At 35.4% G+C, this 23,679-nt stretch carries 21 protein-coding genes; 4 read left to right on the top strand and 17 right to left on the bottom strand.

Annotation, left to right across the window (positions count from 1 at the left end; translation table 11 throughout):
- Positions 1–62: 62 nt before the first annotated feature.
- Positions 63–3,269, top strand: coding sequence for a TonB-dependent receptor (locus FJ651_RS04005; protein ID WP_140989126.1), 3,207 nt, complete (start codon positions 63–65; stop codon positions 3,267–3,269).
- A gap of 68 nt (positions 3,270–3,337) precedes the next feature.
- On the opposite strand, the gene gldD is transcribed toward FJ651_RS04005, so the two are convergent.
- From gldD to mutY, 4 genes are all read right to left on the bottom strand, one after another.
- Positions 3,338–3,910: a gliding motility lipoprotein GldD gene (gldD, locus tag FJ651_RS04000; protein ID WP_394348078.1), complete on the bottom strand. Its 573-nt coding sequence runs from the start codon at positions 3,908–3,910 to the stop codon at positions 3,338–3,340.
- 33 nt (positions 3,911–3,943) lie between these two features.
- Positions 3,944–5,266 carry a gliding motility-associated protein GldE gene (gene gldE / locus FJ651_RS03995; RefSeq protein ID WP_246085301.1) on the bottom strand — a complete coding sequence of 441 codons (1,323 nt, stop codon included), beginning with the start codon at positions 5,264–5,266 and terminating at the stop codon, positions 3,944–3,946.
- A gap of 22 nt (positions 5,267–5,288) precedes the next feature.
- Positions 5,289–5,747, bottom strand: a complete 459-nt coding sequence (locus FJ651_RS03990; protein WP_140989124.1) for a single-stranded DNA-binding protein — start codon at positions 5,745–5,747, stop codon at positions 5,289–5,291.
- Between the two features lie 153 nt (positions 5,748–5,900).
- Entirely contained in the window at positions 5,901–6,944 is a 1,044-nt protein-coding gene (gene mutY, locus FJ651_RS03985) for an A/G-specific adenine glycosylase (protein WP_140989123.1), read from the bottom strand.
- 134 nt (positions 6,945–7,078) lie between these two features.
- On the opposite strand from mutY, the gene FJ651_RS03980 reads away from it, so the two are divergent.
- Positions 7,079–7,369, top strand: a complete 291-nt coding sequence (locus FJ651_RS03980) for an HU family DNA-binding protein (RefSeq protein WP_140989122.1) — start codon at positions 7,079–7,081, stop codon at positions 7,367–7,369.
- 321 nt (positions 7,370–7,690) lie between these two features.
- Entirely contained in the window at positions 7,691–9,238 is a 1,548-nt protein-coding gene (locus FJ651_RS03975) for an Rne/Rng family ribonuclease (RefSeq protein WP_140989121.1), read from the top strand.
- Between the two features lie 119 nt (positions 9,239–9,357).
- Here FJ651_RS03975 and FJ651_RS03970 read toward each other — a convergent pair whose 3' ends face one another.
- The 13 genes from FJ651_RS03970 to FJ651_RS03910 all read right to left on the bottom strand — a co-directional run bounded on the left by FJ651_RS03970 (position 9,358) and on the right by FJ651_RS03910 (position 19,850).
- The gene (locus FJ651_RS03970; RefSeq protein WP_216746076.1) at positions 9,358–9,726 is read right to left on the bottom strand and encodes a hypothetical protein; all 369 of its coding nucleotides are present in this window, start codon (positions 9,724–9,726) and stop codon (positions 9,358–9,360) included.
- Positions 9,727–9,852: 126 nt separating this feature from the next.
- Positions 9,853–10,074, bottom strand: coding sequence for a hypothetical protein (locus tag FJ651_RS03965; protein WP_140989119.1), 222 nt, complete (start codon positions 10,072–10,074; stop codon positions 9,853–9,855).
- Between the two features lie 126 nt (positions 10,075–10,200).
- Positions 10,201–10,383 carry a hypothetical protein gene (locus FJ651_RS03960; protein ID WP_140989118.1) on the bottom strand — a complete coding sequence of 61 codons (183 nt, stop codon included), beginning with the start codon at positions 10,381–10,383 and terminating at the stop codon, positions 10,201–10,203.
- Between the two features lie 44 nt (positions 10,384–10,427).
- A complete protein-coding gene (locus tag FJ651_RS03955) occupies positions 10,428–10,856 on the bottom strand; it encodes a hypothetical protein (protein WP_140989117.1) in 429 nt (142 codons plus the stop codon).
- A 94-nt stretch (positions 10,857–10,950) separates the two neighbouring features.
- Entirely contained in the window at positions 10,951–11,592 is a 642-nt protein-coding gene (locus FJ651_RS03950) for a hypothetical protein (RefSeq protein WP_140989116.1), read from the bottom strand.
- Positions 11,593–11,651: 59 nt separating this feature from the next.
- Positions 11,652–12,095 (bottom strand): hypothetical protein, encoded by a 444-nt coding sequence (locus FJ651_RS03945; RefSeq protein WP_140989115.1) that lies wholly within the window; start codon positions 12,093–12,095, stop codon positions 11,652–11,654.
- 55 nt (positions 12,096–12,150) lie between these two features.
- Positions 12,151–12,606, bottom strand: coding sequence for a hypothetical protein (locus FJ651_RS03940; RefSeq protein ID WP_140989114.1), 456 nt, complete (start codon positions 12,604–12,606; stop codon positions 12,151–12,153).
- Positions 12,607–12,686: 80 nt separating this feature from the next.
- Entirely contained in the window at positions 12,687–13,334 is a 648-nt protein-coding gene (locus FJ651_RS03935) for a hypothetical protein (protein WP_140989113.1), read from the bottom strand.
- Positions 13,282–14,982: a hypothetical protein gene (locus tag FJ651_RS03930; RefSeq protein WP_140989112.1), complete on the bottom strand. Its 1,701-nt coding sequence runs from the start codon at positions 14,980–14,982 to the stop codon at positions 13,282–13,284. The genes FJ651_RS03935 and FJ651_RS03930 overlap by 53 nt, the downstream gene beginning before the upstream one ends.
- A 278-nt stretch (positions 14,983–15,260) precedes the next feature.
- A complete protein-coding gene (locus tag FJ651_RS03925) occupies positions 15,261–16,298 on the bottom strand; it encodes an aldo/keto reductase (protein ID WP_140989111.1) in 1,038 nt (345 codons plus the stop codon).
- A 356-nt stretch (positions 16,299–16,654) separates the two neighbouring features.
- Positions 16,655–17,614 carry an OmpA family protein gene (locus FJ651_RS03920; RefSeq protein ID WP_140989110.1) on the bottom strand — a complete coding sequence of 320 codons (960 nt, stop codon included), beginning with the start codon at positions 17,612–17,614 and terminating at the stop codon, positions 16,655–16,657.
- A gap of 165 nt (positions 17,615–17,779) precedes the next feature.
- A complete protein-coding gene (locus tag FJ651_RS03915) occupies positions 17,780–18,544 on the bottom strand; it encodes an exodeoxyribonuclease III (protein ID WP_140989109.1) in 765 nt (254 codons plus the stop codon).
- A gap of 202 nt (positions 18,545–18,746) precedes the next feature.
- Complete coding sequence (locus FJ651_RS03910) at positions 18,747–19,850, bottom strand: Fic family protein (RefSeq protein WP_140989108.1); 1,104 nt, start codon at positions 19,848–19,850, stop codon at positions 18,747–18,749.
- 200 nt (positions 19,851–20,050) lie between these two features.
- Here FJ651_RS03910 and FJ651_RS03905 point away from each other — a divergent pair, with 200 nt between their 5' ends.
- Entirely contained in the window at positions 20,051–23,461 is a 3,411-nt protein-coding gene (locus tag FJ651_RS03905; protein WP_140989107.1) for a hypothetical protein, read from the top strand.
- Positions 23,462–23,679 lie beyond the last annotated feature (218 nt).

Below are 23,679 nucleotides of genomic sequence, written 5' to 3'. Positions count from 1 at the left end.
GTTTTAGGATTTACAAAGTGTAAATTTGCGCCATAATTTAAAACCAAAATTAATTAATAACAATGAGAAAAATTACTCAAGTTTTAACTGTTGTGGCTGTAATGTTATTTACGGCTGCCGGTTTTGCTCAGGGTGTTACAACTGCCAATTTAGGTGGTAAAGTAACCGATGCCCAAGGCGAGCCGTTACCTGGTGCTAATGTAGTGGCCGTGCACACACCTTCCGGTACTACTTATGGTGCTGCGACCGATTTTGACGGATTTTACCGTATCTCGAATATGAGAGTTGGTGGACCTTACAAGGTAACCATTTCTTATGTGGGATATCAAGATTTTGTAGATCAAAATCTTTACCTTCAATTAGGGGACTCGAAAAAAATTAATGTGGCACTTTCTGAAGATGCCAATGTACTTGATGAGGTGGTTTTAACCGCTGTTACAGATGGTATTTTTGGAGCCGGTAGAACCGGTGCAGAAACAAACGTTTCGAGAAGACAAGTACAAGGTTTACCTACCATCTCTCGTAACATTGCTGACTTCGCGAGATTAACGCCTCAGGCTAAAATCTCTGGTGATGATGTAATTTCTGTTGCAGGTCAAAACAACCGTTACAACGCTATCTATATTGATGGTGCTGTTAATAACGACGTTTTTGGTCTTGCTGCCAGTGGTACTAACGGTGGTCAAACAGGAGTAAGTCCTATTTCGTTAGACGCTATCGAATCTTTTAGAATTAACGTAGCACCTTTTGACGTTAGACAGTCTGGTTTTTCTGGAGCAAGTATCAACGCTATTACCAAATCAGGTACTAACACCTGGGAAGGTTCTGCATATACGTTTTATAGAAATCAAGATTTTGCAGGCAAAACACCTGTAGATTTAGCCGGTGATGATGGTCGTCAAAAATTAGACGATTTTACATCTCAAATTTATGGTGTGAGACTTGGCGGACCAATTATTAAAGATAAATTGTTCTTCTTTGTAAACTACGAAAGACAAGATGAAGAAACGCCACAGCCTTTTGATATTTCTACCTACCGTGGAGATTCTGGAGCATCTGATATAACACAGTTAACTAACTTTTTATCAAATAACTTCGGATACAATGCCGGAAGTTTTGCCAGCAACACCGGTTCTTTGGTGAGTGATAAATTAATTGCTAAACTTGACTGGAATATTGACGAAAACAATGTGCTTTCGGCTAAGCATTCGTATGTAAAGGCCTTACAATTAAATGCACCGTCATCTAATACCGGTACTATCAACTTCTTTAACGGAGGTATCAATTTTGAATCTATTACCAATTCTACTTCTATAGAGTTAAACTCTAAAATTGGTAACAAATTTTCTAACAACTTCGTTTTTGGTTACACAGCAGTAAGAGATAACAGAGACCCGATAGGTCAAAATTTCCCAAGAGTTGAAATCCAAGATGGTGCTGGGAGCATTTTCTTTGGATCTGAACCTTTTTCGACTGCTAACCTTTTAGAGCAAGATATCATTACTTTAACTAACAACTTTAATATTTATTCCGGTAGACACACCATTACTGTTGGTGGTAACGTAGAATTGTCGAGTTCTTTAAACGTTTTCTTTAGACAAAACTTTGGTGATTATCGTTTTTCTAATCTAGCCGACTTTTTAAACGGTAACAGACCTAACAGATACCGTCATGGTTACTCATTAATAGGTGGTTTTGGAGATGAATCGCAAGGTGCTGCCGAATTTGATTTCGCTCAAGTTGGTTTCTACGTTCAGGACGAAGTTAACGTTACAGATAATTTCCGTGTAACCTTTGGATTGAGATTTGATATTCCTTACTGGGAAGATGGTCTTGTTAACGAAGACTTTAACAACAGAAGTATTCCATTGTTTGAAGCTGCCGGTAAAGATTTACAAGGTGCTTCAACAGGACCCGGTATCGATCCAAATGTGAACATATCTCCGAGATTAGGTTTTAACTGGGATGTTAAAGGTGATAGCAAAACCCAAATTAGAGGTGGTTTAGGTATCTTTACTTCTAGAATGCCGTTGGTATGGCCGGGTGGTGTTTACAACAATAATGGTTTAACCAATGGTTTTGTTCAGTTAACAGGCAACAATGCGCCGTTCTTTAATCCTGATCCTTTTGGTCAATTCCAGAATCCAGCTGCCGGTAGTGGTGCTGTGGGTGGCGAAATCAACTTGTTTGCTAAAGACTTTAGCCTACCACAAGTATTCAAAACTAATATAGCTATCGATCAAAAATTACCCGGTAATTTAACGTTCTCTGCTGATTTTATTTGGAATGATAATATTAATGCCATTACTTACGAAAATATTAACCTTGAAGGACCACAATTTGAAACTACAGGTGCCGGATCTAGACCTAACTACGGTTTTAGACGTATTGATAATACTTACGACGCCGTTTACTTAGCTTCAAATACTAGTTTAGGTAGCTCTTTCAACGTAAGTGGTACATTATCTCATGCCCTTATCACGGATAAAGTTGATATTAGAACGGCAGCCACTTATTCGTATGGTGAATCTACAGTATTACTTGATGCAACTAGTTCACAAAATAGTTCTCAATGGAGAAACCTAGAAACAGTTAATGGTTCTAACAGACCAGATTTATCTGTTTCTGATTTTGATCCCGGTCACCGAATTATTACCAACTCAACAATTGAATTTAAGTGGACAGATAAGATCAAAACCAGATTAGGCTTATTTTACGAGGGAGCTGAAGGTGCGCCATTTAGTTATGTCGTACAAGGTTCAGGTTTGTTAAGTGATACAGGTTCAAACTCTGCATTGGCTTACATACCAGCAAATCAATCTGAAATTGTTCTTGTTGACAGAGGTGGTTTAACGGCATCTCAGCAATGGGTTGCTCTTAATGAAGTGATTGAAAACAATGATTATTTAAGAAACAGAAGAGGTCAGTTTGCAGAAAGAAATGCCGACAGATCTAATTGGTCTCATATTGTTGACCTTAAGTTTGCTCAGGAATTTGGTGTTAACTTCGGCGGAGAAAAAATTCACAGATTTGAATTTACTTTTGATATCTTCAACTTTACTAACTTAATTAATAAAGATTGGGGAGTAAGAACCTTTGCAGGATTTAACCAAGTAAGTTTATTAGACTTTAGAGGATTTGCTCCAGATGGAACAACTCCAACCTTCTCATTTAACCCGGGTGTTGAAGAAAACGCTAACTTAATTGATGATTCAGGTTTGAACTCTTCAAGATGGCAAGCACAAGTTGGTTTAAGATATACTTTCTAAAATCAATTATATATAAAACTAAAAGGCTGCTAAATTTTAGCAGCCTTTTTTATTTTAACAGGAATAAGTTAATCTTTCCATTCCAAGGTTTCCATAATGCGTTTGATATCTTTTTTTAAGTATTCAGAAGCAGGGAAAATAGAATCGTAATTGGGTTTAGCGTAAAAGTATAGCGAGCCGCTTAAAAAGTGTTTGGTGCTGTCTGTTACATAAAATTGTGATTGAGATGCGGCGTTTCCGCCAATTTCATAAAACATTCCATAAACATTGTTATTTGGGTTTTCAAAAACAACCTCGGCTATTTCGTCTGCTTTTACTGTGTGTTTCTGAGTAAGGTTTTGAGCGTCTTTAATTAGGTCAAATAAATTATTGTTAACAGCTTTGTAGGTTAGATAGATCGTTCCTTTAAGTTGTGGATATTCTATATTGAGACCAATACTCTTACCATCACTTTCAACAACTATGGTCTCGATGTCTTTAGACGCTAAATTTTTTTCAAAATTAAAAGGTAAATCAAGGCTTGAAGGTTTGTAAACGGGCTTAGGGTACTCTAACCTTAGCATGGCATTGGGTTTTGGTTTGTATTCTTCGGCACAACCTAATATGGCTACGGCACTAATGGTAATTAATAGATTTTTCAAAATTATAACTATTGATAGATTATAAACTACTTCTTAAACGGGTGGTGTTATTTGAAGTTTAACTTGCTTAATGCGTTTTTTATCTAAGGCTTCAACCGTAAAAATGTAATTTTTAAATTTTATGTTACTGCCAATTCTGGGAAAGGCTTTGGAAATTTCAAGTATGAAGCCCGCTATGGTTTCGGCTTCTCCTTTGTAGGTTTCAAAAATGGTATCGTCTTCTAACGAAATTATTTTATAAAAGTCTTTAAGATTTGTTTTGCCTTCAAAAATATAATTGTAGTCGTCTATTTTAGTGAAAACTAAATCATCATCGTCATATTCATCACTTATATCGCCAACTATTTCTTCAATGATATCCTCTAGCGACAATAAACCCGACGTACCGCCATATTCATCTACCACTACTGCTAAATGTACTTTTTTAGATTTGAATTCAATCATTAAATCGTCTAATTTTTTATTTTCAGGAACAAAAAAAGCAGGCCTGATGATGTCTTGCCAATTAAAAGTAGTTTTGTTGATATGTGGCAACAAATCTTTGGTGTAAAGTATGCCTTTAATATTGTCTAAAGTGTCTTCATAAACAGGAATTCTAGAATAACCGTGCTCCACAATGTCTTTAATAACCTCTTCAAATGAGCTTTCAATTTCAATCGCAAAAATATCTACTCGAGGCCTCATCACCTGCCTGGTTTCGGTGTTACCAAAAGTTACAATGCCTTCTAAAATTCTTTGGTCTTCAAGTTTTGTGTTGTTTTCGCTGGTTAATTCCAAGGCCTGAGATAACTTTTCTACCCCAATATTAGATTTTTGTCTTCCCAATTTATTTTGAAGTATAATGGTAACATACCTCATAGGCATACTAATGGGCGTAATTAAGGTGTCTAAAAAATTAAGCGGCACTGCCATTTTACGCGCAAACAGTTCCTTTTTTCTACTGGCGTAAATTTTTGGGATTATTTCCCCGAACAATAAAATGAGAAATGTTGCTAAAACAACTTCAAGAATAAATTTTACGACGTAAGATTCAATATTTACGAACAAAGTTTCGCCTAGACCCGCAAATAACAGCACAATGGCAATGTTGATAAAGTTGTTGGCCACCAGAATGGTTGCCAGTAGCTTTTTAGGCCTGTCCAGTAATTTTTCGATGATTTTAAATGCGCCGGGATATTTTTCAAGACCTTGTTCTATGTTGGCTTTTGTTAAAGAAAATAAGGCTACTTCAGATCCGGAAATGAGACCTGAAAAAAACAGTAATATCACCATTAACACCGTACCCACAATGAACGGTGTATCTACCATTAACAAGTATTGTGATATCAGCTGTAAACTTGGAGGTTCTGTGTCCAATGTAAAATGAAATTATATAAATTTAAAAGGGTAAATCGTCGTCGCTTTCGGAATTGATGTTTGGCGGATTATTGATTGGCTCGGCATGGTAAACCTCATTGGGTTCTGATGCATTGTTGGAAGTATTACCGGAATCGCCTTGATTTTTATCACTCAAAAAAGTAAAATCGGTGCACTGAATTTCGGTACTGTAGCGTTCCATTCCTTTATCATCGGTCCATTTTCTGGTTTTAATTCTACCTTCAATATAAACTTTATCGCCTTTTTTGAGGTATTTTTCACAAATTTCGGCGGCTTTGTTTCTCACAACTATATTATGCCATTCTGTATTTGAAATACGTTCGTTGGTACTTTTGTTCACGTAAGTTTCATTGGTAGCAATAGGAAATCTGCCTATACAGCCGCCACCTTCAAAATAGTGCATTTTAACATCGTCGCCCAAATGGCCAATTAACATTACTTTATTTAAAGTCCCAGACATAACATTTCAATTTTAGAATACAAAACTACATCAATTTTTTTCAGGACTATTCATTCAGACTAATAATATGGGTGTTGCTAAATAATGGTTTCAATCCTTTTCATCAAACTGTAATTCAGTTTAAAAATAACAAAAAAAGCTGAGTTTTAAAAGTTATTTTAGATTGAAGCTGTCTAGAAAATTACTAATGAGCTGTGGCGTTGGATATTTCAGGATATCCTCTAACGATACCGCGTTTTTGCTTAGTTGGTTAGTTTCTATGATCCAAAAGTGCGTGTGCAGATGTCTATGCGTTAATTTATGAATAATTGGTTTCTCGTTATATAAGGAGATTTCAAATGCATTATTTTGAACATGTGTTGCAAAGACCTCATGCTTGGTAATGTCTTTTTCATTTAACACATGAAGCGATTCAATCAACGGAAACTGATACAGATTTTGCCAAATGCCATTTCCGGTGCGCTTTTCAAATACACTTTGACGATTACTTGAAATAAACACCAAATAATTAAAATGCCTTATTTGAATTTTTGTTTTTTTAAGTTTTACCGGCAGTTCTTTTACCTGATTATTTTTAAGTGCCGCACAGGCGCTATTTAACGGGCAAACTGAACAATCTGGGTTTTGAGGTTTACACTGCAAGGCACCAAATTCCATAAGGGCTTGGTTGTAAATTCCCGGGTGATCGTTATTGATTAAAGATTGGGCCAATAATTTAAAGGTTTTAAGGCCTTCGGTTGAGTTGATGGGCGTATCAATTCCAAAAAACCTGGATAATACTCTGTAAACATTGCCGTCAACAACTGCTTTGGGCTCATTAAAACAAATAGAGGCAATGGCGCTTGCTGTGTACTCGCCAACACCTTTTAGAGTTAGAAGTGATTTGTAATCTAAAGGAAATATACCGTTTAAGTCATTCCAGACAAATTTTGCAGTTTTATGCATATTTCTGGCTCGTGAATAGTATCCCAAACCTTGCCAAAGTTTTAAAACTTCCTCTTCTTTGGCCAAAGCAAGGTGTTTTACAGTTGGAAATTTCTTAACAAAAACTTCATAATATGGTAACCCTTGCTTAATCTGAGTTTGTTGCAAAATAATTTCAGACAACCAAATATTGTATGGCTTATTGGTTTTTCTCCAAGGTAAATCGCGCTTATTTTTTGTATACCAATCTGTTATAATACCAGTGAAATTCATGCTTTATTAGAGTAGGTTGCAAAAATAATGCTTTACAAGGTTAAATTTTAATTAATTACGCTTGAAAGTTTGAAATTAATTTACCTATATTTGCAGTCCTTATAATTAATAATTAACCCTAAAAAACAAAAACAATGACAAAAGCTGATTTAGTAGCTAAGATTTCCGACAAGTTAGGATTGGAAAAAGGCGACGTACAGGCCACTGTAGAATCATTAATGGAAGAAGTTAAAAACTCACTTGAAAGCGGTAACAACGTGTATTTAAGAGGTTTTGGAAGTTTTATCATCAAGAAAAGAGCTGAGAAAACCGGAAGAAATATCTCTAAAAACACCACTATCAAAATTCCTGCACACAACATCCCGGCATTTAAACCTGCTAAAGTGTTTGTAGAAGGTGTGAAAAAGAAGGTTAGCGTCAAATAATTAAAACGTATTATTAAAACACTAAAAATTTAATTATGCCAAGTGGTAAAAAAAGAAAAAGACACAAGGTAGCGACGCATAAGCGTAAAAAACGTGCACGTGCAAATCGTCACAAGAAAAAGAAATAAAAATGAGAAAGTAGTTTTCGGACTACTTTTTCTTTTTTTTCAAACGTTCTTTGATATAGAATCTGTTATTAATCTGAGTATTAATAATTATGATTTGTTGGATTTCTTATAATTACTAAATAGAAATCCTGTGTCAATTAATTAACAGTAACGCCATCTGTTTTATTGATTAAAACAGATATAAATTAACATCATGGAAAAAGAACTGATTATTAGATCATCTTCCGATATTGTTGATTTTGCCTTACTAAAAGATGGAAAATTAATTGAACTTCACAAAGAAGAAGAAAGCAACAAGTTTGCGGTAGGCGATATTTTTATTGCCAAAGTCCGCAAAACGGTTCCCGGATTAAACGCAGCCTTCGTCAACGTTGGCTACGAAAAAGATGCATTTTTGCATTATCACGATATGGGTCCGCAATGCGCTTCTTTACTGAAGTTTGTTAAGAACGTAAGCACAGGTAAAATGAGAGATTACTCTCTAAAAAACTTTCCCTTTGAAAAAGATATTGACAAAAACGGCAAAATTGCCGATGTGTTAAAATCTAATCAATCTATTTTAGTACAAGTAGTAAAAGAACCAATCTCTACCAAAGGGCCAAGAATAAGCTCAGAGCTTTCAATAGCCGGTAGATACACAGTTTTAGTGCCTTTTTCCAATAGAATATCAATTTCTCAAAAAATTGAATCTGCCGAAGAAAAAGAACGCCTAAAACGATTGGTAAAAAGCATTACACCTAAAGGTTTTGGTGTGATTGTTAGAACCGTTGCCGATGGTAAAAAAGTAGCCGATTTGGATAAGGATCTTCAAAATTCCTTAGAAAAATGGAACAATATGTGTAAAAAGCTTTATAAGGCACACCACCCAACCAAGGTGATGAGCGAAATGAACAAAGCTTCTTCTATTTTAAGAGATATTTTTAATGACAACTTTACCAGCATTGTTGTAGATGATGACGTGCTGTGTGTTTCAATTAAAGACTATCTGCACGAAATAGCGCCACACAAAGAAAATATTGTAAAATATTTTAAAAACGGCATTCCCATTTTTGAAAAATATGGAATTGAGCGACAAATAAAAACCTCTTTTGGTCGCACCGTTTCAATGGCTAGAGGTGCTTATTTAATTATTGAGCATACCGAAGCCTTGCACGTTATAGACGTTAACAGCGGAAACAGGTCTAACAAAGAAAAAAACCAGGAAGATACGGCATTAGAAGTTAATTTAATCTCTGCCACAGAAATAGCACGACAGTTGAGGCTGCGCGATATGGGTGGTATTATAGTGATAGATTTTATTGACATGAATCGGGCCGAAAACCGAAAAAAATTGTATAATCACTTGCGTGACGAAATGCAAGATGACAAAGCAAAACACAAAATATTGCCTCCAAGTAAGTTTGGTTTGGTTCAAATTACCAGACAACGCGTGCGGCCTGAGCGCAATATTAAAACCCAAGAAGAAAATCCGGATGCTGTTTTAAACGGCGAAGAAATTGAAGCACCAATAAAAATTATTCAAAAAATTGGTATGGATTTAGAACGGATTTTCAAAAAAGACTATAAAAAGATAACGCTTAATGCGCATCCGTTTATAGCCGCATTTTTAACAAAGGGATTTCCATCCATTCGTACTAAGTGGTTTATGGAATATAAAAAGTGGGTAAAAATTATACCCAGAGATGCTTACACCTATCTTGAATATCATTTTTTTGATAAAAATGGTAAGGAAATTAAATAATATCCAGTAAAAACCCCTTTTCAAATTATGGAAAGGGGTTTTTTGTTGACTTGCTTTAGTCTTATCTTTCTATTAATCTAAAAGTTTAATACTTGAGATTTTTTGTTTAATCGCAAATATTAATGAGTTTTAACGGTTTCCCAACCTCTTTGAGTACTTAAATAGATCAGCCTGTATTTTACTAAATCATCATTATTTTGTGTTACCACAAATATATTTTGTGTGTCCGCCAAAAGAAAAAATATCTCACAGTCTGATAATACTGTTAAATCTTCTAGACTTTTTAATTTCATTTTTTCATATTCCGGTTTTGAAACGAAATCATTTATATGATCAAATTTTTCATTTTCAAAATCACTATTCAGGTTATCGATTAGAAAATTATAGGTTGTTAATCTTGAATTTGGGGCTTTATTATTACTCTTAATAGCGAAGCTTAATTTAATCTGATTATAACCTAAAACATCTAAAGATTCTTCTATTTTCATATTCTTGTCTAACTTTAAGTAAAGTGTGTCTCCAGTTGTTTGCGCGTTTATTCCTAATGAATAAAGGAGAAGGATATATAAAAAGTTTTTCATAATCAAGCAGTAATGTAATTTCTATTGATACAATTAATATTCAATCAGACTAAATGTAATTTCGCTAATGTTTTGATTATGTCTTAATAGAGCCTTAATCATGTATTGCTCTTTATTCCAAATGATGTATAACGGGTTTTCTTCAAAAGTTCCTTCTCTCAGTTCTAATTCACTTTTTCTCAGATATTGTTTAAAACCATACATTTCATCTTCTCCACTATTTTCACTTAAAACAGTTCTTTTTTCGACTACCAATATACTTATAGGTTTACCATAGATTTGATTAAAGTCCTCATAAATTTTACGATTTATTAGTTTATGAGCATAAATCGTAATAGACTGTACTTTGTCATTTTTGTCTGTTTGAATGAAAAGAAATTTCTAAGGTATGCCGTATAAATTTCTAACTTCAAAAAGACTGTCATCTAGCTTAGATTTAATACTATAGTGCCTGTTTTCAGAATTATGGAATTTAACATCCGTTTCTTCAAAATCAAATCCCGTGATTTTTTCAGTAAAGGATATATGTTTTCCTAATAAATCTTCAAAATTAATACAAGTCATACCATAGAAATTTAAATGGAACAATAAAAACATGTCACTCTATTCTAATGAAGTGAAGGTATTAAAAAGGTTTGAGTCTGATTTTTGAATTGCTTATCTTGAAATTCAATTACAATTTTAATCTTTTCATAATTTGATACTTCTTCAACCTCTAATATAGAAGGCGCTATTAAACCTTTAATAAAATAAAGGTTTGAATACGCAAATTCACCAGTATTTCTAATTGAAATTATTAAGTTAGAAATTACACCGCCGTATCCTTCAAATAAACCTTCAGGAGTATTTAGTGGATCAGATTGTTCTAAAATCGTAACCCTAGAACCGCTAAGTTCTTTAGTAAAGATTTTATCCCACCAGATATTACCTAAAATATAATTAAAATCTTCATTTGGATAATCTTCATCCAATTTAAGAGTTTGACCGAAAGCCATATTGCTCAATATAAACAAAACTGTCAAGAATATCGTTTTCATTTGTTTATAATTTAGGTTGTTAAGGGTAATATCAATACTTATCGGTTTTTTGTTTATGACCGCAATAAACTTTAAATCCGCTCAATGTTTTAAGTTAATCATTTAACTTTTTTAATTTCCAAGCTTTTAAAATACTATCGGCTTGTTTTTTGTTTAATTGCTCTGTTTTTCTTTTCCAATAACCGTTTTTGTTTTTTTCAGATCTGTTCGATGTAACATTTGTTATTTCAATTGGATATTCATAAATATACTCCCAACCTTTAGATACAGTAAGACTATCTTTGGTCTTAAAATCATAATAGTTGTAATCTTCGAAAACATATCTAAATTTTAACGTTTCAAAAATATCCGTTTCTTCAATATAGCCATATTTATAAAAGCCACTTCTATATATGTCTTGCTCATATTGAGGTTTCCCTTTATCTCTATTTAGTTTTGTATGTTTTTCCCAATATAATGACTGTGTTTTAGGTTTTCTATCTCTATCTTTAGTTTTCATATACGAGTCACAATAGAGGTCATTCACCTTATCGAACGTACTAACACTTTCAAAACCGTAAGGGCCTTTGTAAAATGTAGAATCAATAATTCTTAACCCAATTTCTTTTCGTAACGGGTTCAATTCTATTTTATATGGGTAAGGTGCTTGCTCTTTTTTTGGTAAACAGCTATTTAATATAAATAGTATTCCTAAAACAGCAATTGGTAACACTTTTAATCTACTATTTCTGTCCATATCCAAGTCTGATTTATAGTTCCTCCTAAATTAATTGTGGTCGGGTCATTTCTTGGGTTTCAAAAATCAACTTGTAAAATAAAGGATTTAGTTGTTCTTTTTTTGAAAGGACCGCTCTCTAAAGTGATTTCAAAATTGGGGTATTGCTGTTCTTTAATGGCTATTAACTTCGGTGCTTCAAGTCCTTCAATTTTGAAAAGTTTGCTCTTTGTATAGTAATCTCCATCAGGAGTTATAGTTATCAGTACACTTTGAAGCACGCTATCATAACCTTCAAAATAGTTGTTCGGTGTAGCTTTTGAGTCATGAACCGTAAAAATATTGATAAATATGGCATCTGAGAATAAGCTATAACTATTGGCATTTATTTCTGCGATATTCGACAAATAATAATTTAAGTCTTCATTAGAAGTCAACTCTATTACGTTGCCTTGGGCTTTGCAGCAGAAAATATTGGTTAAAGTAAATGCTATAAGTACTATTGATAAAAGAATACGTTTCATATCGTATATTTTAAGTTATCTTACAGAAAAATGAATGAGGCATTGATATAAACGATTAGTTTTTTTTCTCTTTGACTTGTTCATATAAAAAATCAACATATTTTAATCTTCCTTGAATTAGATAATCACTTTCGTTTAAAAGTTGCCAGCGATTTTCAACTTTTTTAAAGTTAAAATTGTAGATAGTATTTAATTTATGATTTGTAATTATAACTCGCGTTATTGAGTTTTCAAAAGCAATAAATTCAACATCGAGATAATCATCTATCAAATTTGAATATAGGTCATTAGCCGTGAAAAATTTCACTTTATTGTTATGAAATTTGGTTAGGCAACTAGAACTAATACTTTTTCTAAAAGCTAAGGAATCTTTGTGTTTTAGTAGTTTTTCATATATAACATTACTAATAATCTGCTTATCACTTTGGTCAAGGTTTTCGCACCACTGCCCAAAACTTGAAAATGCACATAGATATATTAATAATAGAACTGGTTTTATTTTATGATTCAATTGCACTAAATTTTATTGTTGATTTATCATGATGTTAATAAAACACTTTTTTATCCCTTAATAAACGTATATAGCTATCATTACCAACCAACATCTTCTATTTTTTCTATAAGAAGCCAATCATCCTCCTTCTTTTGGAAGATATATAAATCAACATATCTTCTATTATTATCAATATGGCTCGACCAAACATAGGCATGAGTTTTGGTATAATTATAATAAGCTTTTGAAATGGAATTTTTACAGTAAAAACCGGTACACCACTTTACAAGATAATTATTTTTATTAAAAATGAGATGAGAAGTGTCCCATTTCTTTTCAGGTTCATTATCATTTAGCGCAAGTTTAATATCATTCTCACTAAACAAACTATCTAAATATTTGTATTTGTCTTTCCAACGCACCATGTCTTTTTTTAATTGGATACTATCAAATTGAATGCTATCAGAAGCATTATCTACAGCGAAATATTTAAAAAAGGGTTTGCCTTGGGTTCTAAATTCATAATATTTTTTTAAAATATGTTTGTTTACTACAACGCTCTGGTTTAACTCATACTCCATATCATTGGGCTGAGAAGTAAGATTCATGATTTGCCCAGCATAAACATATGCATCACTATTAACCTGAGCAACTGAACTGCTTAGAACAAACAGTGAAACTAAAAAGACTATTTTAATCACAAGTTTTTGTGCCTTTTGCATTAGAGGTGTTATTGGTGTTTTCATGAGCTAATAATGTTTGCGCCTCATTTTGCTGTTGTGGCGTTAAGTTTTCAAAAAATATATCGTTACCATTAAGACCACCCCAAACTAATTTTTTAGCAAACGCTAAATCTACTCCATTAATGTTGTTTGAATCCGCATAGGAAACTATGCTTTCAGCAATTTGATCTATGAAATCTGTAAAAATATTATGCATTTCTTGATTATAAGAATTAGCATATGACGGATTAGTACTGTTATTAAAAAAGTCTGTTATCGCGGTATTTAGATTTGTATAATTAGGATATTCTATTAGTAATTGACCACTGTGAAATAAACTAAGTATGTATGCATGTACTAATTCATGATAAAAAGTATTAACAATGCCAAGTGTAGTTGCAGTATCTAGGTGGTCATTATTAAATTGCATAATTATGGTGCCATCTGAACTAGGTTCTGGTAGTACTCTGCCTCCAACATTAGCGGTCATACCTGGCTCGTTGTCTACAGATTCTCCATTTGCTAAATCTTGTAAATTTAAATTGTTTTGATTGGACGATAAGAAATGGTTTTTAATTTTGTTTGTGAACGTTGAATTTATTCTGTAAACAGATTTAAATAGCTCCATTGCTTGGCAATCTTTATCCATTCCATTTATAAGCTTAATCATTACAATAATTTCTAATTTAGCCTCCTCACTAATCGCATACCCAGTACTGGCAGTTGGGCTGTCTGCAGGCTCAAAACCATCAAAGCCATCTAAAACCGGGTATTCGTCTCTAATTTTAAATCTATGGTCGTTTAAAAAATTGGCTATTTGTTGCAATTGGTCTGTAGTGGCTTCTGTCATCAGCCATTGTGCTATAGGTGTAAGTGGGTGAATTTCTAACCACAGAGAGATATTGAATCCATTGGCGGTTACGCTTTGCGTATACCAATATGGTACACTTAAACCTGCTGGATTGTTTGAGTTTGTCTCTAACGCTGGGATGTTAATTGAAGTAACTATTGCAGAATCTAAAGGGCTGCCACCACCAGTAGAATCACCGGCATCGATTGAGGTGTTAGAGCCATAAACTACTACAGTATCCAAACAGCCATGCCAGTTGCTTAAACTCCCACCACCGTCTAAGAGCATTATCAACATATCAAAAATGGTTTCGTTGTCACAGTTAGTTCTGCTCATGCCTTCACTGGTGTTGTCTTGTGGGTTAACAATACTACCATTTTGATATTTACGTGCTTCTAGAAGTGCCCCGTTTAAATCAAAACGTAAAATGTAACCTGAAAAGGTGGTGGTGTTTTCTAAATCTGTATAAATTAAACAAAATATATTGGATTTAATTTCACCATTATATTCTACAGATCCAACAAACATTTTGGCATCTGCATCGTTGTTGATGTAGATAGGTGTATAGAGAATATCAACCTGCTGCTCAGGTTCGTCTTTGTATTCTTTTATGCCTGATAATTCCCAGTCAACAGTAAGACTACCTTCCAAATCTCTGCTTTGTAAGAAATTGTTAGGGTCTTTTAAATTTAAGGTGGTATGCTGCTCTACATGTTGTTTGGCTTGGGTAATACTTGGCGCATTAAATTTTGCCTTGGTTGAGATATCAATTTCTTCATCCCTTTCGCAACCATACGGCAGTATTAAAAAAGCCACAAGCATTATTAATCCAAATTTAAATTTTAGAAAGTTGTCAATAAAGATAGATGACAGAAGCCAGATGCCAGATGCTGTGCGTTGTGCGTTGTGCGTTGTGCGTTGTTTTCATATTATTTTAGATTTAATGGATTTAAAGGCTACAAATTAGCATTAAAAACAAAACGGCGCAATACGTATTTATACGTATTTTTTGGTAACAGCAATCCAACGGCGTGTCAGAGGGTGTTTTTCTATATTTCTTTAAATATGCAATAATTTTTAGTTCACGTGGCTTCCAGTTTTTAAGGCGCAGGATTAGGTATCTCAGCATGAACGGCATTGATACTTTTAAGTAAGTCTTCAGAAAGTTCTACATCAATACTCTTAATGTTTTCTTCTAACTGTTCTAAATTGGTAGCACCAATAATATTGGCGGTGACGAATGGTCGTTGGTTAACAAAAGCCAAAGCCATTTGCGCTAGGGTTAATCCGTTAGCCTCTGCCAATTCTAAATACCTTTTGGCCGCTTCGGTAGATTGAGTGCTACTATAACGTGCAAATCTTGGGAACAGTTTTAAACGAGCATTATCTGCGGCCGTACCTTTGATGTACTTGCCTGATAGCACACCAAATGCCATTGGAGAATACGCTAACAGCCCAATATTTTCACGATGTGACACTTCTGCTAAATCGCCTTCAAAAGTGCGGTTTAATAAAGAATAGGAATTTTGAATGGTAATCATTTTAGCTAACTGGTGCTGTTTGGCCAGTTCTAAATAACGCATGGTGCCCCAGGCTTTTTCGTTAGACAATCCTATATGCCGCACTTTGCCGGATTTGATAATCTCATCTAAGGTTTGTAAGACTTCAAGAAAGTTTTCCTGCCAAGGATCGGTCGTGTCGTATTGATAATCTCTAATACCAAAGGTGTTGGTTTTGCGCTCGGGCCAGTGCAATTGATACAAATCTATATAATCTGTTTGAAGGCGTTTAAGACTATTGTCAACCGCTTCGTGCAAGGCTTCTTTACTAAAACCTGAGGTACGAATGTGCGCCGTGTAATCTCCCGGGCCAACAATTTTTGTAGCGAGAACCACCTTATCTCTGTTGCCTGTTTTTGCAAACCAATTGCCTATAATGCGTTCGGTCTCTGCATAGGTTTTGGCTTCGGCAGGTACCGGATACAATTCGGCACAGTCAAAAAAATTAACGCCATAATCTAGGGCCAAATCCATTTGAGCAAAGCCTTCTTCCTGGGTGTTTTGGTTGCCCCAGGTCATGGTGCCGAGACATATCTTACTTACTTCAATGTTAGTATTTGGTAATTTGGTATAACGCATGGTTGGGTTTGAAAGTTAAATGATAAGTCAAATTTAACATGTCGTTAATTGTTAAGACTACTTTTTGCAATATTTATATTTCATTTAACAGTGCTAATTCCTGCGCAGGCAGGAATCTCATGGTTAAATAATCCTCATATCAGTTTATTTAGATTCAATTTTTAACCGCTGGGTAACATTTATAAATTAATCTGTCATTATTATTGCACGCAAAGGCGCAAAGTTCGCAAAGGTTTTGTTCTCACAGATTTCACAGATAGTACAGATGTAATGCCGAACCAAATTCTGTGAAATCCGTGAAATCTGTGTGAGAGAAAAAAGCCCTATTTTTTTAAATACTTCGTTGCTTGCTCTCCCTAAATCTCATTCAACAACTTAGAAATCTCATCCAATTTTGGTGTCAATATCACTTCTATTCTTCGGTTTTTGGCCCGACCTTCGGGTGTGGTATTGGTGGCTATAGGTGCATATTCGCCACGACCGGCAGCAGTTAAATTTTCGGGATTGATGGCTGCGTTTTCTCTTAAAATGTTGACAATGGCGGTAGCGCGCTTGGTTGATAAATCCCAGTTGCCACTTAAAACTGCATTACCTTTATAGGGCACATCGTCTGTATGACCTTCAATTAAAATGGCAATTTCGGGGTTTTCGGCTAAAACGGCCCCTAATTGCTGAACCGCTTTTCGGCCTTCACTGCCAACTGCCCAACTGCCCGATTCAAACAACAATTTGTTTTCCATAGAAACGTACACCTTGCCATCGCGTTGTTCAACGGTTAAGCCTTTGCCTTCAAAATTAGTAAGTGCTTTTGAGATGGCGTCTTTTAGCCTAGTCATGGCCGCATCTTTGCTGGCTATTAAATTTTCAAGTTCTGCCACGCGTTGCGATCTGCTTTCTAATTCTGATTTGAGTTTGTTGAGTCGGTCGTTTTCTGCGGCTAATGCTTGTTCTTTAGCTTCTAATTGTGCCAGTAATTCGCGATTTTTCGCAGCGTTGTCTGCAATGGCGCTGGCGCTGTTTTTTTCTAAGGCGTCGTATGAGTTTTTAAGATTGTTTAGATTACTCAATGTGGCGTTGTAATCTTGTTGCAGTCTGTCGCGTTGCGCTACAGCTGCATCGTAATCTTGCTGTAATTTTTCTAACTGATTTTGAAGTTGGTTTTTGGCTTGCTCTAATGTGGCGTTTTCATCGGCCAGGGCACGACTTTCTTTTTTAAGTTGGGCGTATTTGTCTTCCAACTCTGTGTAGATTTTTTTGGATACGCAAGAACTTGCGGTAACCATCACTATGGCGATAAATATCAATTTTTTAATCATGGCTATGTGTTTTCTAAAGTTAATTTTTAAGTTCTGTTGTTTCTTTTGCGTTAGGGATTGCAGTGTAAATCCTTTTTTGAGGCCTTAAAGCCTTAAAAAAGATTGTAACGTAAAGCCCGACCCCCAAGTGCGCTTGGGGGTAACGCCCAACCAATACATTTTATTTTATACATCGAGTTCTAATAAAATTGGGCAGTGATCGCTGTGCACCGCTTCTGTGAGTATAACGGCGCGCTTGATATTTTGTTGTAAGGGTTTTGCCACCATAGCATAATCTAAGCGCCAGCCTTTATTGTTGTTGCGGGAATTGGCACGGTAACTCCACCAGCTATAAGTTTGGTTTTCGGGGTTGAGGAAGCGAAACGAATCTACAAAACCGCTGTCTATAAAGTTTCCAAGCCACAAGCGCTCAACGGGTAAGAAGCCTGAAACATTACTAAGACCTTTGGGATTGTGAATGTCTATTTCGTTATGACAGATGTTGTAATCGCCGCAAATAATTAGATTTGGAATGTCTGTTTTTAGCTGATTGATATACTCCTGAAACATATCCATATAATCAAATTTGTGCTGCAAACGGGCGTCGTTAGTGCCGGATGGCAAATACAGACTCATTACAGATACCTGATCAAAATCTGCTCTGAGGTTTCTTCCTTCGTCATCCATCGAGGCAATTCCGGTGCCGTATTCAACGTGGTTAGGTTGGGTTTTGCTTAAAATGGCGACGCCGCTGTATCCTTTTTTTTGTGCGCTAAACCAGTAATGGTAAGGATAACCGGCTTTTTCGAACAATTCTAAGTCTAATTGATCTTTGTTGGCTTTTATTTCCTGAAGGCAAATTACATCAGGATTGGCGGCTTTAAGCCAGTCTAAAAAACCTTTGTTGAGCGCAGCGCGAATGCCGTTAACGTTATACGAAGCTATTTTCATTGGGATGCATCTTTGTTAAGCCACGAAAATAATTATATTGGTACATTTACACCCTATATTTTAGGTTGTTTTAACTGTAATATAAGATAAAATGTGTTTTATATGAGGAAATAAGCTGCGTCATAATTCTCACAAAAATACAGGTGCTTATCATATTTTATCATTAAGGATAAGTTGATTACAATCTGAATGTTAATGATAACTAATCCGCTCGATAAGTCAATTCATAATTAGTACTTCTGCCTTTTTCAGCAGTTTCCTGCAAGATACCCTTTTCTACTAAATCCTTGATATCACGCAGTGCTGTGTCAGTTGATACTTTCGTAATCTTTGCCCATTTAGATGTTTTTAGTTTTCCTTCAAATCCGTCAAGAAGTTTATTGAGCATCAAACGTTGTCTTTCGTTGATGGGTGTTTGTTCATTTAATTTCCAAAATTGGGCCTTGTGCAGGATGTTTTGCGTGGTATGTTCGGTGGCCATGATGGCATTTTTAAGGCAGTGTAAAAACCACTCGAGCCATTCGGTGATATTGCCTGTGCTGTGTTGTACTTTTTGCAAGATGTTGTAATAACCTTGTCGCTCAATTAAAATTTGACTAGACATACTGTAAAAACGCTCACTACTATGTTCGGCGCGTGCTAAAAGCATATCGGTGATGGCGCGGGCAATTCGACCATTTCCGTCGTCGAAAGGGTGAATGATTATAAACCAAAAATGAGCAATAGCAGCCTTTAAAACAGGGTCAAGACTATGATTGTTGTTAAACCAAGTCAAAAAGTCATCCATTTGCACTTTAACCAATTTAGGTTCGATGGCTTCGTAATGGACTTTTTCTTTACCCATACCACCTGAAACTATTTGCATTCTGCCCGTACGGTATTTACCTACTTCTATCTTGTAAGGTCCGCTATAACCTGTAGGGAAAAGGGCTGCATGCCAACCAAACAATCGTTCTTCGGTGAGTGGTAACTCATGTCTCTGCGTGGCGTCAAGCATCATTTCAACAACACCTTCAATATATCGGTTACTCGGGATCAGACCTGCCGTATTAATACCTAAACGTCTGGCAATTGACGATCTTACTTGTTGGTAATTAAGCAATTCACCTTCAATTTCAGAAGATTTAACTACATCTAATGTTAAGGTGTTTAATGTAGCTTCTTCTTTTGCCGAAAAGCCCAAGGCGTTCATTTCTCCAATGATTTTACCTTGCATTAATTTTACCTCACCAAACAGGGCATTAACGACTCTGTCATCCCAGATAAAATTGGGCCATATCTTATATTCGTAAATGTATTTTGCCACTGATCAAATAAATTATGCGGTAAATATACATATTAATTACCGTAAAAATGCGGCGAATATATTATTTTTCACTGCAAAAGGAGTTGTTAGGCTCATCCTGATGCTTTCAGTTGCAACCAAATATATTGGTACATTTACACCCTATATTTTAGGTTGTTTTAACGGTAAAATATTTAAAGGCTTTTGTAGTTTTATAATCCATGAGGTTATTGTTGTGTTTAGGTTTGTTTTTTGGTGTCAACCTGCTTGGCGCTCAAGATGTACCTTCTAACTACCGAACTAAAAAAATGGCTGTTACCGATTCAGTTCAAATTGATAGTACCAGTATTAATCCGGCTGTTTTTGAAGTTAAAACCAAAACTAACATATTGCTGGATTCTAGTTATTACAGTGTAGATTTTGTTAGAGCCATTCTCACATTTAAAAAACCTGTTGAAACCGATTCTATTATCATTAACTACTTAAAGTACCCTAATTTTTTCACCAAAAAATATCAACAGCTCAGTAAGGATTTAATTGTGGCCAATCAGTCAAATCTCAATAAGTTTTATCAAATTAATCAGCAAGGTGACGCCCGAAATTTTGTTCCGTTTGAAGGGTTAAATACATCGGGTAGTATTTCGCGCGGTGTGACTATTGGTAACAATCAAAATTCGGTGTTAAACAGCGAGCTCGATTTACAGATTTCAGGAAAACTGAGCGATAAAGTAACGCTAAGAGCTTCCATTCAAGATGCCAATATTCCCTTGCAACAAAGCGGTTACTCACAACGTTTGGACGAATTTGATCAGGTCTTTATTGAGATTTTTAGCGATACCTGGAACATCAGAGCCGGCGATATCGATTTGGTAAATGCCAACAGTCATTTTGCCAATTTTACCAAGCGTGTTCAGGGATTGGCGGTGAATTTTAAACTCGATCACGATGAATCTCACACCAACGTCTTTGCATCGGGTGCTTTGGTACGTGGGCAATTTACCACTAGCCGGTTCACGGCTCAAGAAGGTAATCAGGGTCCGTACAAATTGCGTGGGCAAAACGATCAACTTTTCGTACTAATTGTTTCGGGTAGCGAAACTGTGTACGTCAATGGTGTGCCTTTAAGGAGAGGTGAAAATGAAGATTACATCATCGATTACAACGCAGGAGAGATTATTTTTAATTCTACCTTTCCCATCACCTCCGAAATGCGAATTACGGTAGATTATCAGTTTAGCGAGCGCAATTATTCGCGATTTATAGTTTATGGCGGTTCTAATTACGAAAGCGAAAAACTCAAGTTAAATGCCACCTTTTATTCTGAAAGTGATGCTAAAAATCAACCCTTACAGCAAAATTTATCGACAGAGCAAATAGAGATTTTAGCCAATGCGGGTAACGACACTTCGCAAATGGTAGCGCCATCGGCCATAGCTCAGGATTTTTCTGAAAACCGCATTTTATATCGAAAAGAAATTATTGACGGCGAAGAAATATTTGTGTTTTCAAACAACCCAAACGACGAGCTTTTTAGCGTTCGTTTCACTTTGGTTGGCGAAAATCAAGGTAATTATGTGTTAAGTAATATTCAGGCCATCAGTAATATTTTTGAATATGTACCACCGGTAAACGGTGTTCCTCAAGGTAATTATGAACCTGTTGTACAGCTAATCGCACCAACTCGATTACAAGTGGCTGTGGTTAACGGATTGTACACGCCATCTGAAAAAACCAATGTATTTTTTGAGCTGGCAGGCAGTAAAAACGATCGGAATTTGTTTTCAGACATCGATAATGACGATAACGACGGTTTTGCGGCCAAGCTAAAACTACAACAACAATTGGTTAAGAACGACAGTCTTTGGAATCTCGCCGCCATTGCCGATGCCGACTTTATTCAAAAGAATTTTAGAACTATCGAGCGCTTGTATCAAGCCGAATTTATACGAGATTGGAATCTAGACAATCCGATTGGAAATCAGCTGTTGTTTACCAGTGGTTTGCAATTATCGCACGCTAAAAAAGGCAATGCCTTTTATAATTTTCAGCATTTAAATTACTCGGGAAGTTTTAACGGTAACAAACACAGCTTATTTGCCGATTTACGGTTGGGGAAGTTTAATATTTTCAGCAACAGCAGTTATTTAAATAATACAGGTGTTATCAACAGTTCTACCTTTTTTAGAACTTTTAACCGATTGGTTTACAATATGAAAAACCAATATATAGGAACTAAAATTGCAGCCGAAGATAATGTGCAAACTCAAAACGCTACACAGCTGCTAACCAATTTGAGTCAGCGTTTTACTTCTGGTGAAGTGTTTACGGGCATAGGCGATAGCACCGGAGTTTTTGTGGAAGTTGGTGCCATTTTAAGAGCCAACGACAGTTTGCGGGACAATAATTTAAAGCGCGTGAATACTTCCGAAACCTACTATTTAAAATCTAGGATGATTCAAAATACCAAAGCCACCTTACAGTTGTTCGTTAACTACCGAAGTTTAAAGGCTCGAGACGAACTGGCTCAAAATGAGCAATCGTTGAATTCGAGATTAACCTACAATCAAAAGTTGGCCGATAACATTATTCTTTTAAACACCATTTTCGAAACCAACGCCGGAACTTTGCCACAGCAGGATTTTACCTATGTTGAAGTAGAACCCGGACAAGGCACCTATACCTGGATTGATTATAACGGTAATGGTATTCAAGAATTAGACGAATTTGAAATTGCCCAGTTTCAGGATCAGGCGAGTTTTATCAGGGTATTGTTACCTAATCAGGTTTTTGTAAGAACGCATCAAAACAGGTTTAGCCAGTCGGTTACTATTAATCCGCAGCAATGGAATGTATCAGAGTCTAAATCCAAACAATTTTGGTCGCATTTTTACAATCAAACCTCTTTTTTAATAGACCGAAAAACCAATCGCGAAGGCAATGTGCTTAATTTAAATCCGTTTAGTGGCGACGAGTCGGATTTGTTAGCCCTCAATCAGAGTATCAGAAATGTGATTTTTTACAATCGTGGACAACAAAAATACACCACGTCTTACACGTTTTTGAGTAACGCCAGCAGAAGTTTGCTATCGGTTGGCATTATTGAAAACACGGTTAAAAGTCACCAAATCAATTTTAACCATAAATTTGCTAACAGTTGGCTGGTAACCTTACAATCTACTTTCGACAATAATGAAAGCTCTAACGAAAACTTTGCGGCACGCGATTTTAAATTGGAAGAATTGAGGTTGCAACCCCAATTGTCGTATATTTTTGATGAGAACGCCCAGTTTAATGTATTTTATAATCACGTTACCAAAGACAATACCATTGGTAATTTAGAAACCTTAGTTCAAAACAATTACGGCGCTTCATTCACCTTTAATAAAGCCGATAAAATAGCACTTACGGGCGAGTTTAATTATTTTAAAAATGCCTTTAACGGCAATTCCAATTCTCCTGTTGCGTACCAGATGCTAGAAGGTTTACAACCGGGTAATAATTTTACTTGGAGTTTATTGGCGCAACGCAAGCTTACCAAATTTTTAGATTTAAATTTAAATTACTTCGGAAGAAAAAGCGAAAGTTCAAGAACCATTCACACCGGAACCGTCCAATTGCGCGCTTACTTCTAAATTCCTGCGAAAGCAGGAATCTCCAAATTGAAGAGACAAAATGCTTCATTATTATTAATTTCTAAAACGCGATACATATCACAATAATTCTTAAAAATTATTTCAACCAATGGATTCAATGAGGTATAAAAATAAATTTTAAGTATTTTCTTACGCAACTTTTCGATACTTTTCGCATCTTTGACAAAAACTAAGAATTTACAATATAATTACTTAAC

The organism is Paucihalobacter ruber (assembly GCF_006494535.1).
GTDB classification, from domain to species: Bacteria; Bacteroidota; Bacteroidia; order Flavobacteriales; family Flavobacteriaceae; genus Paucihalobacter; species Paucihalobacter ruber.
Note: the sequence above shows the minus strand (reverse complement) of the source record. Positions and strands in the feature narration are given on the sequence as shown.

Coding starts and splice junctions, on each gene's coding strand:
- FJ651_RS04005 (WP_140989126.1), top strand. CDS start 63: ATGAGAAAAATTACTCAAGTTTTAACTGTTGTGGCTGTAATGTTATTT.
- FJ651_RS03990 (WP_140989124.1), bottom strand. CDS start 5,747: ATGTCTGGGACTTTAAATAAAGTAATGTTAATTGGCCATTTGGGCGAC.
- mutY (WP_140989123.1), bottom strand. CDS start 6,944: ATGAATTTCACTGGTATTATAACAGATTGGTATACAAAAAATAAGCGC.
- FJ651_RS03980 (WP_140989122.1), top strand. CDS start 7,079: ATGACAAAAGCTGATTTAGTAGCTAAGATTTCCGACAAGTTAGGATTG.
- FJ651_RS03975 (WP_140989121.1), top strand. CDS start 7,691: ATGGAAAAAGAACTGATTATTAGATCATCTTCCGATATTGTTGATTTT.
- FJ651_RS03970 (WP_216746076.1), bottom strand. CDS start 9,726: ATGAAAATAGAAGAATCTTTAGATGTTTTAGGTTATAATCAGATTAAA.
- FJ651_RS03960 (WP_140989118.1), bottom strand. CDS start 10,383: ATGACTTGTATTAATTTTGAAGATTTATTAGGAAAACATATATCCTTT.
- FJ651_RS03955 (WP_140989117.1), bottom strand. CDS start 10,856: ATGAAAACGATATTCTTGACAGTTTTGTTTATATTGAGCAATATGGCT.
- FJ651_RS03950 (WP_140989116.1), bottom strand. CDS start 11,592: ATGGACAGAAATAGTAGATTAAAAGTGTTACCAATTGCTGTTTTAGGA.
- FJ651_RS03945 (WP_140989115.1), bottom strand. CDS start 12,095: ATGAAACGTATTCTTTTATCAATAGTACTTATAGCATTTACTTTAACC.
- FJ651_RS03935 (WP_140989113.1), bottom strand. CDS start 13,334: ATGAAAACACCAATAACACCTCTAATGCAAAAGGCACAAAAACTTGTG.
- FJ651_RS03930 (WP_140989112.1), bottom strand. CDS start 14,982: ATGCTTGTGGCTTTTTTAATACTGCCGTATGGTTGCGAAAGGGATGAA.
- FJ651_RS03925 (WP_140989111.1), bottom strand. CDS start 16,298: ATGCGTTATACCAAATTACCAAATACTAACATTGAAGTAAGTAAGATA.
- FJ651_RS03920 (WP_140989110.1), bottom strand. CDS start 17,614: ATGATTAAAAAATTGATATTTATCGCCATAGTGATGGTTACCGCAAGT.
- FJ651_RS03915 (WP_140989109.1), bottom strand. CDS start 18,544: ATGAAAATAGCTTCGTATAACGTTAACGGCATTCGCGCTGCGCTCAAC.
- FJ651_RS03905 (WP_140989107.1), top strand. CDS start 20,051: ATGAGGTTATTGTTGTGTTTAGGTTTGTTTTTTGGTGTCAACCTGCTT.